General features: G+C 75.6%; 6 protein-coding genes and 1 pseudogene. 4 read left to right on the top strand and 3 right to left on the bottom strand.

What is annotated here, in order from left to right:
- The 3 genes and pseudogenes from AA75_RS24055 to AA75_RS24045 form a co-directional block, all read right to left on the bottom strand.
- Positions 1–1,721, bottom strand: a pseudogene (locus tag AA75_RS24055) (hypothetical protein); the annotation flags it as partial.
- A gap of 73 nt (positions 1,722–1,794) precedes the next feature.
- Positions 1,795–2,667, bottom strand: coding sequence for a hypothetical protein (locus AA75_RS24050; protein WP_033822290.1), 873 nt, complete (start codon positions 2,665–2,667; stop codon positions 1,795–1,797).
- Between the two features lie 394 nt (positions 2,668–3,061).
- Positions 3,062–4,585, bottom strand: a complete 1,524-nt coding sequence (locus AA75_RS24045) for a hypothetical protein (protein WP_149038336.1) — start codon at positions 4,583–4,585, stop codon at positions 3,062–3,064.
- Positions 4,586–4,761: 176 nt separating this feature from the next.
- Between AA75_RS24045 and AA75_RS24040 the strand changes: the two genes are divergently transcribed.
- The 4 genes from AA75_RS24040 to AA75_RS24025 all read left to right on the top strand — a co-directional run.
- A complete protein-coding gene (locus AA75_RS24040; protein WP_051813190.1) occupies positions 4,762–5,292 on the top strand; it encodes a hypothetical protein in 531 nt (176 codons plus the stop codon).
- A 195-nt stretch (positions 5,293–5,487) separates the two neighbouring features.
- Complete coding sequence (locus tag AA75_RS24035) at positions 5,488–6,264, top strand: LamB/YcsF family protein (RefSeq protein WP_233289164.1); 777 nt, start codon at positions 5,488–5,490, stop codon at positions 6,262–6,264.
- A complete protein-coding gene (pxpB, locus tag AA75_RS24030; protein WP_033822288.1) occupies positions 6,264–6,893 on the top strand; it encodes a 5-oxoprolinase subunit PxpB in 630 nt (209 codons plus the stop codon). The genes AA75_RS24035 and pxpB overlap by 1 nt, the downstream gene beginning before the upstream one ends.
- Positions 6,886–7,380, top strand: a 495-nt coding sequence (locus tag AA75_RS24025) for a biotin-dependent carboxyltransferase family protein (protein WP_368666606.1), incomplete at its 3' end; no start/stop codon positions are given. The genes pxpB and AA75_RS24025, both read left to right, overlap by 8 nt.

The following is a 7,380-nucleotide window of genomic DNA, read 5'->3' as shown; positions in this document are numbered from 1 at the left end:
GCGGCGGCCAGCTCGGCGCGGGCCTCGGCGGCGGCGGCCTCCCGGACCCGGGCCGCGGACTGCTCGGCGGCGCTGCGGGCCTGGACGAGCGCCGCGGTGGCCGCCTTCTCGGCGTCCGAGGCGTGCAGGGCGGCGCGGGCCGGGTCCGGCTCCTGCGAACTGGGGTCGATCCAGCCGGCCTCCACGGCGGCCTGGGTCTCCTGCTCGACCTCGGCGAGGCGCTGGCGCAGGTGCTCCGCCTCGCTGCGGGCCTTCTGGGCGGCGGTCGCGGCGGCGGTCGCCTCGGCCTGCGCGGTGGAACCGTCCTCCTGGAGCTCGCCGGCCCGCAGCTCCTCCTGGTCGGCCCTGGTCTCGGCGGCGAGCGCGGCCGACTCCAGGGCCCGGGCCAGCGCACCGGCGGCCTGGGCGCGGGCGGCGAGGGCGGGTGCGGCGTCCAGCTCGGCCTCGCGGATCGCGACCGAGACCCGGGCCACCCGGTCGGCGGCGGCGCGCTGGCGCAGCACCGCCTCGGCGGCCTGCCAGGCGGAGTGCAGGGTACGGGCCTCGGTCAGCTCGCGGCGCAGTCCGGCGGCCTCGACGGTGGCGGCGGCCAGCCCCAGGGTGGCGTGCCGGTGGGTCAGCTCGGCGGTGATCAGCGAGTGCCGGGTGCGGTCCGCCTCGGCGGCGGTGACGGCGCCGGCGGCGGAGGCCACCTCGATCGCCAGGTCGTGCACCCGGTCCCGTTCGACGCCGGCCCGGGCGCCGAGCGCCTGGGCGAGCCGGCGGGTGCGGCGTTCGGCCGCGCGGTGCGTCTCGCGGACGCCTTCGCGGGCGGCCGTGGCCTCGACGATCCGCTGCAGCAGGTCGACCGAGCCGGCCGTGAAGTCCCGCTCGGCGGTGAGTTCGGCGCGGCGGCCCAGCTTGGCGGCGAACCCGTGCACCAGGTCGGCCAGGCCGTCGGTGTCGCGGGTGTCGGTGACGGCCCGCAGCAGCAGGTCGGTGAAGTCGGAGTCGTGCTTGACCGCGAACAGGCCGGCCGCCTCGCCCTCGTCCGCGTTCATCTCGCGCTGGTAGCGGAAGAGTTCGGGGTCCAGGCCGAGCTCGCCGAGGTGCTCGTTCCACCGGTCGTGGATGTCCTCGAAGACCAGGTCCAGGTGCGGATGGGTCTTGCCGGCCTCGGTGAGCGAGTCGCGGAACCCCTTCATGGTGCGGCGCCGGCCTCGGGCCTTGGTGTCCGGGCCGAGGCTCGGGCGCTCGGCCACCGGGAGGGAGTCGAGGGTGAGGCCGGGGCCGGGACGGAACGAGTACCAGGTCTCGGCGAACTTCCGCGGGTCGGAGGAGACCTGCCGCCCGCGCCACTCGCTGACCTTGCCGACCACGATCAGCTCACCGGTGACGGTGTGCTGCCACTCCAGGGCGACGTGCCCGCAGTCGTCCGCGAGCAGGAACTTGCGCAGCACGCCGGAGCTGGCGCCGCCGAGGGTGTTGCGGTGGCCGGGGAGCATCACCGAGAAGATCAGCTTGAGCAGGACGGACTTGCCGCCGCCGTTCTCCAGGAACAGCACGCCGGCGGGCGCCGGACGGCGCTGGGGGCCCTCCGGTTCCTCGCCGAACAGGCCGATCTGCTGCGGCCGGGGCTCGGCCACCGGCTCGCCGACACCGCGCAGGTCGAGCACCGTGTCGGCGTAGCGCGCACCGGCCGGTCCGATCGAGTACAGGCGGACCCGGTTGAGCTCGTACATGTGCGGCGGTTCTCCAGTGGGCGGGGGCGGGTAGCAGGGGCGCGGGCGCGCGGCCGGGCGGGCCGGGCCGGGGTCAGAGGGAGTGGAAGGGCAGGCCCGCGTCGGCGACCAGGTCGTCGGAGGTGTCCGGCGGGAGGAGGGTCGGGGTGCCGTCGGTCACCGGGACCACGCCCAGGTCGGTCAGCTCCGCCATCGCGGCGCTGGCGGCCAGGTCACGGACCTGGAGCTGGTAGCGGGCGGTGGTGCGGTACGTGCCGCCGGCGTCGTCCGAGGTCTTCTGCAGGAAGCCGGAGTCGACCAGGAACAGCACCGCCTTGGAGACGATGCCGATGGTGGAGCCGGACAGTCGGCGGGCGTCCTTGGTGGCGCCGGTCGCCGAACGGCGGGCCCACACCCGCCAGGCCGCCTCCAGCCCGGGCGCGTCGCTGGCCGGGTCGGAGTTGGCGCCCTCCGCCTCGGCCCGCTCCTCCAGGCGGCGGCACGCCTGGCGGACGAACGCGTCCACGCCGTTGACGGTGACCCGGCCGAGGTAGCCCTCGTCGGCGAGGTCCTCCGGGCGCGGGAAGGCGAGGGCGGCGACCGCCAGGTGGGCCAGGCCGTGCAGGAACCGGTCGGTGGACTCGGAGGCGGCACGGCGCGAGTAGTCGCCCATCCGGACCGCGAAGACCGAGTCCTCGGCGGCGGCGACGGCCATGCCGGCCCGGGGCGACACCTCCAGGACCACCAGGCCCATGCCGGTCGCGACGGCGTCCGCGAGGCGGGCGAAGCCCGGGTCCTCGCGGTGGCGGCGGACCAGCTCGGCGTACTCGGCGTCGCGGGCGGGCAGCAGCTTCGCCTGGAGGCCGAAGGAGACCAGGCGGGCGGCGTCGGTGACATCGGCCGGCGTGAGGGCGGCCGGGGCGGCCGGCTCGCTCTCGGAGGGCCAGGCCGTGTCGTGGGGGGTCATCACGGGCGGGGCTCCTTGGTGCGGGACGGACGGTACTCGGCGCGGACGGGGCGCACCCCTCCGAGGGGCGAACGACGGGCAGGCCGCTTCCCAGGGGCGCTGGGGGCACCCCCGGCCGGAGGCTGGGGGCGGAACTGCGCGAAACGGGAGGCTACGGAGCCGCACCGAGGTGCGTACGACACTCGGCACCCCGGAGCGGGGAGCACGGATGTGGTCGCCTCAGGACGGATGTCCGGTGCGGGTGGGGGTGGCTGTTCGCGCAGTTCCCCGCGCCCCTGGGTGAGTGCCATCCGGGGACGGAGGGCAGGTGCGGCCGGCGGGGGTGGCTGTTCGCGCAGTTCCCCGCGCCCCTGGGAAAGCAGTCCCCCGCGCCCCGGGGAAGGGGGTGTGGGCATCAGGTGGCCTCCTTGCGGTCGGCGGCCATGCCGGCTGCGTCGAGGAGGGCGCTGCCCACGATGAGGTCGGCGCCGCCGAATTCGGGGTCGTCGAGGCGGGTGCCGTCGTCGACGGCGAACAGGAGGCGTTCCTCGCCCTGGCGGTAGGCGGTGCCGACCGGCGGGCTGGCGGCGTGGACGGCGAGCAGGGCGACCAGGTACGGGAGGTCGGGGTCCTGGCGGCGGGCGTCGGCGAGCAGGCCGGAGAGCCGGCGGGGGGCGTCGGCGGGGAGGTCGAGCAGTTCGAGGGCGGATTCGAGCTGGGCCTCGGAGAAGCGGCTGTCGTCCGGGGTGGCGACCAGGTCGGGTTCGGGGAGCTCGGCGCCCAGGTGTTCGCGTTCGACGGGCGGGGTGAGCAGCAGGTCGACCAGGTCGGTGACGCGGACCGAGACGGGCGTGCGCAGTCCGGCGCCGCGGGCGAAGAAGGCGTCGGTGGGCCCGGTGGCCCGGCCGACGGGGAGTTCCAGGAGCGGGGCGAGCAGGTGCCCGTACAGGTCGATGCCGCTGCGGGCGCCGGGCGTGGCGAAGGCCTGCCGGTCCTGTTCGGCGCGGAACAGCGGGCCGGCCTCGAGGAGGCGGGTCTGCAGCTGGGTGTGGCGGCGGATGCAGTCCTTGACGATGTCGACCAGTTCGGCGGCGCGGCGCTTGTGCTCGGGCTCCTCGGTCTCGTCGCGGGCCTTGCGGATGTTGGTGAGGATCGCGTTCTCGTGGCGGTAGCGGTCGGCGATGTGGTCGAGCGCCTCGTCGATCAGGTCGGGGACGGTCTCCATCCAGTCGACCGCGCGGACGTTGCGCCGGGTGGCCTCCAGGGCGCGGCGCAGTGTCTCGGCGTACTGGACGGTGCGGTAGCGGGCCTGCTCGGCGGCGAGCTGGGCGTCGGCGAGGCGGCCGCGGCGGATCAGTACCTCGAGTTTGACCTCGGCGGCGATCTGGGCGGAGGTGACGTCGGTGTCGAGGGCGCCGACCAGGACGTTGACGGCCTCGTCGGTGGTGCGCAGGTAGACGCCGCCGTCGGGGCCGGGTACTTCCTCGATCAGTTTGAAGTCGTAGTCGCGCCGGACGTAGCCGCCGTCCGGGTCGAAGGTGCCGTAGACGGCGCGGAAGCCGCGGTCGACGCTGCCGACGTTGATCAGAGACTCGAGCACCCAGCGGGCGACCCGCTCGTGCTCGGCGGCGGCCCGGCGCGGGTTCTGCGCCGCGATCCGGGGCAGCAGGCGGCCGAGCACTATGTCCCGGTCGGCGCCGGTGTCGAAGTCCATGTTGAGGGTGACGAGGTCGATGGCGGCGAGGCCGACCTCGGCCATGCTGTACGAGCCGTACTCGCCGGCCAGGTTGACCTTCCGGCTGTCGAGGTCGTGCAGCGGCGCGGTGCAGGCCAGCGCCTTGAGCCTGCGGGCGAGGCCCTCGTCGGCGGCGGGTCCGGGCGCGGGCCGGGCGGCTGCGGCGGCGGGCCGGAGCAGCTGGTCTGCGGGCTGGTCTGCGATGGCGGTCACGGTGGACAAGATTAGAGGTTCGCACCGACACATCCGAAACGAGCGCTGATGTGCCGGTTCCGCCCTGCCCGAAGCCGTGTTGAACGTGTTCAATTTTGTGTCTAGAGTCGGTTCCGCGCAGGTCGGGACCGGATCCCGGGCTGCCGCTCGACATGGGGGCGTGCGAAATGACCGACAACCCGGACAGGATCCGCCGGAGCGTCCGGTGCTGGCTGTGGATCTTCATCGTCTGCCTGGCGCTGAGCGGACTGACCGCTTTCCCGCTGGAGTCGGAGACCCGCTGGGCGGCCGACCTGATCGGCGGCAGCGCGGTGGGCGACCACTTCCCGGCCCTGGCCGGCTGGAGCGAACGGGTCCGCGAGGGCGTGGCCGACACCAACCAGCGCTACCCGTTCCTGGCGTACGGGACCGACTGGCTGGCCTTCGCCCACCTGGTGATCGCGGTGGCTTTCTGGGGTCCGCTGCGGGACCCGGTGCGCAACGTCTGGGTGATCCGCTGGGCGATGATCGCCTGCGCCGGGGTCATCCCGCTGGCGCTGATCTGCGGTCCGCTCCGCGGCATCCCGCTGTACTGGCGATTCGTCGACATGTCGTTCGGGGTGATCGGTGTGATCCCGCTGCTGATCGTGGACCGCGGGATCCGGCGGCTGGAGTGGGCCGAGGCGGTCCGCACCCGCCCGCTCGACCTGACCGCCTGACCGGCCGCTCCGCCCGCCCGGCCCGCCCGCGGACGCCCGGTGCCGGGTGGCGTCGGGTGGCACCGGACGGCGGGTGCGCAGGGGAGGGCGTGCGCCACGGCGCGCGCCCTCCGGCGTCCGGACCCGCTGGTACCCCCGCGGAAACGATCAGGCCCTACGATCACCCTCAGGAGCTGCTGGGAGGCGGGAACTGGCGTGGCCGAGACGGTGATCGATCTCAACGCGGACCTCGGTGAGGGGTTCGGGCGGTGGACCCTGACGGACGACGAGGCGCTGCTGTCGGTGGTGACCAGCGCCAACGTCGCCTGCGGCTTCCACGCCGGGGATCCCTCGACCATGCGCCGGGTGTGCGCGCTGGCCGCCGAGCGCGGGGTGCGGATCGGCGCCCAGGTGTCGTACCGCGATCTGGCCGGTTTCGGGCGCCGCGCGATGGACGTGCCGCCGGAGGAACTGGCCGACGAGATCGCGTACCAGATCGGCGCACTCCAGGTGTTCGCCCGCGCGGCCGGCTCCCGGGTCTCGTACGTCAAACCGCACGGCGCCCTCTACAACCGGGTGGTGCAGGACAACGAGCAGGCCGAGGCCGTGGTCTCCGGCGTCCTGCGGGCGGGGGCGGTCTGCGACGGTCCGCTGCCGGTGCTGGGGTTGCCGGGCTCGCGGCTGCTCGCCGTGGCGGAAGGGGTCGGACTGCCCGTGGTGACCGAGGCCTTCGCCGACCGGGCGTACACCTGGGCGGGCACCCTGGTGCCCCGGCGCGACCCGGAGGCCGTGGTGCACGACCCGGAGGCGGTGATCGCACGGGCGGTGAGCATCGCGCGGGACGGCGAGGTCACGGCGGTCGGCGGCGAACTGGTGGACGTCGAGGCGCGTTCGCTGTGCGTGCACGGGGACACCCCCGGCGCCGCGCAGCTGGCCTGGCGGGTGCGCGGGGCACTGGCCTCGGCCGGGGTGCGGGTGGAGGCGTTCGTCTGATGGCCGGTCATCCGGCCGTCCGGCCGGTCGGCGAGGACGCGCTGCTGGTGGAGGTCGGGTCGGCCGAACAGGTCGCCGCGCTGTACGCCCTGCTGACCGCCCGCCGGGCCGATCTGCCGCCGATCACGGAGATCGTCCCGGCGGCCCGGACCGTCCTGCTGGACGGGGTCGCCGACCGGGCCGCGCTGGCCCGGCTGCTGACGGGCTGGGAGCTCCCCGAACACCCGCCCGCGGCAGGTCCGTCGGTGGAGCTGGCGACCCGCTACGACGGCGCCGACCTGGCGGAGGTCGCGGCGCTGTGGGGGGTGTCGCCCGAGGCGGCGGTCCGGATCCACAGCGAGCCCGAGTACCGGGTGGCGTTCTGCGGCTTCGCCCCCGGCTTCGGCTACCTGACCGGCCTCCCGGAGCGGTGGCAGGTGCCCCGGCGGGCCACCCCGCGAAGCTCCGTCCCGGCGGGCTCGGTCGCCCTGGCCGGGACGTACACCGGCGTGTATCCCCGCTCCTCCCCCGGCGGCTGGCAGTTGCTCGGCCGGACCGAGGCCGTGCTGTGGGACCTCGGACGGGAGCCGGCGGCGCTGCTCGCACCGGGCGTCCGGGTGCGGTTCACCCCGGTGGTGGGGCATGGCTGAACGGGCGGCGGCGGCCCGGCCCGCGGCCGTACCGGAGGACGTACGGGCCGGGGCCGGACTCGAGGTGGTGCGGCCCGGCCCGCTGACCACCGTTCAGGACCTGGGCCGGCGCGGCGTCGCGCACCTCGGGGTGCCGCGCGCCGGGGCGCTCGACGAGCCCGCCCTGCGCGCCGCCAATCGGCTGGTCGGCAACCCCGACGGCGCGGCGGCGCTGGAGACCACCCTCGGCGGGGTCGCGTTGCGGGCCCTCGCGCCGGTCCTGGTGGCCGTCACCGGAGCGCCGGCGCCGGTGACCGTCGACGGCCGGCCGGCGGGCTGGGGCACCGCCGTACGGGTCCCGGCCGGCGCGGTGGTCGAGGTCGGCGCGGCCACCCACGGGGTGCGCGGCTACCTGGCGGTGGCGGGCGGCCTCGCGGTACCGCCGGTGCTGGGCAGCCGTTCGGCCGACCTGCTGTCTGGGCTCGGGCCCGCACCGCTGGCGGCCGGG

Source organism: Kitasatospora sp. MBT63, from assembly GCF_000710465.2.
GTDB lineage: Bacteria > Actinomycetota > Actinomycetes > Streptomycetales > Streptomycetaceae > Kitasatospora.
The sequence above is the reverse complement of the archived record's forward strand: the minus strand, read 5'-3'. Positions and strand labels throughout refer to the sequence as shown.

Excerpts from the sequence above, each read along its gene's own strand:
- AA75_RS24040 (WP_051813190.1), top strand. The coding sequence starts at position 4,762 with ATGACCGACAACCCGGACAGGATCCGCCGGAGCGTCCGGTGCTGGCTG.
- pxpB (WP_033822288.1), top strand. The coding sequence starts at position 6,264 with ATGGCCGGTCATCCGGCCGTCCGGCCGGTCGGCGAGGACGCGCTGCTG.
- AA75_RS24050 (WP_033822290.1), bottom strand. The coding sequence starts at position 2,667 with ATGACCCCCCACGACACGGCCTGGCCCTCCGAGAGCGAGCCGGCCGCC.